1 protein-coding gene is annotated in these 2,969 nt (G+C 61.3%); it reads left to right on the top strand.

Translation table 11 applies throughout. The annotated features are described in order from the left end of the window. The first annotated feature begins 71 nt into the window (after positions 1–71). Positions 72–2,951, top strand: coding sequence for an RND family transporter (locus AADZ55_RS19790; RefSeq protein ID WP_119185010.1), 2,880 nt, complete (start codon positions 72–74; stop codon positions 2,949–2,951). The last annotated feature ends 18 nt before the right edge of the window (positions 2,952–2,969 follow it).

Below are 2,969 nucleotides of genomic sequence, written 5' to 3'. Positions count from 1 at the left end.
AATTCAATTGGCCTCGGCGCCAAATCAAGATGTTGCGCCGCAACCTTGGGGTGAGGTTGTCGGTGGGGGGCATGTTCCTGCGACTGGCACATATCGTGCTGCGTTGGCCGCTGCTAGTGATCGGCTTCTGGGTGATGCTGGCTGCGGTGCTCACGGTGACGCTTCCGCCCTTGACGCAGATGGCGCGCGACCGCAATCAGGAAGTCCTGCCGAGTGACGCCCCGGTAACGGTAGCAACTCGGCAGATGGCCAAAGAGTTTCGCGAACCGGGTGTACAAAACATCGCCCTGGTGGTGCTCACCGACGAGCACGGAATGAATCGCGCCGATGAGGACGTCTACCGCACCCTGGTCGACAAGCTGCGTCGTGACAAACGCGACATCGTCATGGTGCAGGACTTCATCAGCCAACCCCCGCTGCGTGACGTGTTGGCCAGCAAAGACAATAAGGCCTGGTTCATACCGGTTGGCGTCGCGGGCGAGCTGGGTTCACCAACCTCTGACGAGGCCTACGAGCGTGTCGTCCAAATCGTCAAGCAGACGGTGAAACAGGCCCCTGCGGGGTCGACGCTAACCGTGCACATGACGGGGATCACGGCCACCGTCGCAGAACTTGCCAAACTGGGGGAACGCGATCTGCATGTGATCGAGACCGCGACCCTGCTGATGGTGCTGCTGATTCTATTGGTGGTCTACCGGAATCCGGTCACCATTCTGCTGCCACTGGTGACCATCGGCATGTCACAAACGGTCGCGCAACAGGTGGTCGCCGGGCTGGCGGGACTGGGTCTAGGCATCTCCCAGCAGACGATCGTGTTCATGACCGCGATGATGATTGGCGCCGGCGTCGATTACGCCGTGTTCCTGATCAGTCGGTACCACGAGTATCTCCGGCAAGGTATGGATTCTGACCAAGCCATCAAGCGAGCATTGGCGGGTATCGGCAAGGTGATCGCCGCCTCCGCGGCTACCGTCGCGGTCACATTTCTCGGCATGAGTTTCACCACCCTACGGGTGTTTTCCACCACTGGGCCGGCGCTGGCGGTTTCGATCGCGGTGGCGTTTCTGGCCGCGATTACGCTCTTGCCGGCGATGCTGGTGCTCGCCGGGCGGCGCGGTTGGGTGGCACCCAGGCGCGAACTCACCGGCCGGCTTTGGCGACGTTCCGGAATTCATATCGTGCGGCGCCCGGTCGCGCATCTCGCTGTCAGCCTGGCCGTCCTGATCGCGTTGGCCAGCTGCGTGACCGTCATGCGCACCAGCTACAACGCGCGCACGACACTGCCGCCTTCGGCCGAAAGCAACATCGGCTATGCCGCGTTAGAACGCCATTTCCCGGCCAATTCCACCGTTCCGCAGTACCTGCTGATCCAATCCCCGCGTGATCTGCGCACACCCAAGGCCCTAGCGGACCTTGAGCAGATGGCACAGCGGGTGAGTCAGCTGCCCGATATCGCTGCGGTGCGCGGGGTCACCCGGCCGACCGGCGCACCGTTGGAACAGGCCACGCTGAGTTACCAAGCCGGCGAGATCGGCAACAAGCTCTCGGAGGCGTCGTCGAAGATCGCCGGCACCGGCGACGCGCGCGAGGCGCTGACCGGCGGTGCTCGCAAACTCGCTGACAGTCTCGCTGTTGTTCGTGGCCAACTGACTCAGGCGACTTCGGTGATAAATCGTCTATCCAGCAAACTCGGGGAGTTGAAGAATCAACTCGCGGCCGCTGAGACGCTTCAGGACATCGGAAGGCAGCTCGCCAGCGACCGGTCCGCCGGCGACTCGATCCAGCCAACGGTCGGGAACCTCGACGACACGGTGGCCATGGCCCGTACCATGCTGACGAACCTGGATAGCAACCCTATTTGCGCCACCGACCCGTCCTGTAGCAAGCTGCGAGACCAGCTACAGCGCCTTGTCGATACGCTGCAGAGGGTGCAACCATCGCTGGACTCAGCCGTCAAATCCATTCGCGCGCTGGGCCTGGGCAACCCGGGTTCGCTGCAGCGCAGCCTAGCGGCATTGGATCAAGGCGCCACCGACCTGGCGAACGGCAGCCGACAGATTGCCGACGGGGTTCGAAAGATGGATGACCAAACCAAAGAGCTGGGCGAAGGCCTGTCGCACGCCGCAGCCTTGCTGTTAGCGATGAAGCTCAACGCGTCGCAGCCGGGCGCGGCGGGCTTCTATATCTCCCCAGAGATACTGAGTAACAAGAAGTTCAAGGATCTCGCCGCTGTATTCATGTCACCGGATGGGCACGCGGTGCGCTACTTGGTGCAATCGAAGTTGGATCCGTACGACACAAAAGCGATGGATCAGGTCAAATCCATTCTCGCCGCCGCGCGTAGTGCGCAGCCAAACACGTCGCTGGCCGACGCGTCGATATCGATGACGGGCTTGACGCCGTTCTACAGCGAAATGCGCGACTACTACAACCATGATTTGCGGTACATCATCATAATGACCGTCGCCGTCGTGTTCTTGATACTGGTAATGCTGCTGCGGGCGGTCGTGGCTCCCCTGTATCTCGTTGGGACAGTGATCCTTTCGTATCTGTCGTCGCTGGGGGTTACGGTTATCGTGTTGCAACTCATCGGCGGCCAGCCGCTGGCTGCGAGCGTGCCGGGAATGGCGTTTATCGTGCTGGTAGCCGTAGGCGCCGATTACAACATGTTGTTGATCTCGCGCATTCGCGATGAATCACCGCATGGGATCCGACGAGGCGTCATCCGCACGGTGAGAACGACCGGAGGTGTAATTACCTCTGCGGGAATCATTTTCGCCGCACCGATGTTCGCGATGCTGTTCAGCAGCATCAGCTCCATGGTACAGGCGGGCTTTGTCATCGGCGTTGGACTGCTACTGGACACCTTCGTTGTTCGCACCATTACCGTGCCGGCGCTGGCGGTGCTTGTTGGGAAAGCGAACTGGTGGCCGTCGCGCTCGCGGACATAACTAGCCCACCCAGCCAAA

Source organism: Mycobacterium decipiens (assembly GCF_963853665.1).
GTDB lineage: Bacteria > Actinomycetota > Actinomycetes > Mycobacteriales > Mycobacteriaceae > Mycobacterium > Mycobacterium decipiens.
Note: the sequence above shows the minus strand (reverse complement) of the source record. Positions and strands in the feature narration are given on the sequence as shown.

Bases quoted from the DNA above. Each gene is read 5' to 3' on its own strand.
- AADZ55_RS19790 (WP_119185010.1), top strand. From the start codon at position 72: ATGTTCCTGCGACTGGCACATATCGTGCTGCGTTGGCCGCTGCTAGTG.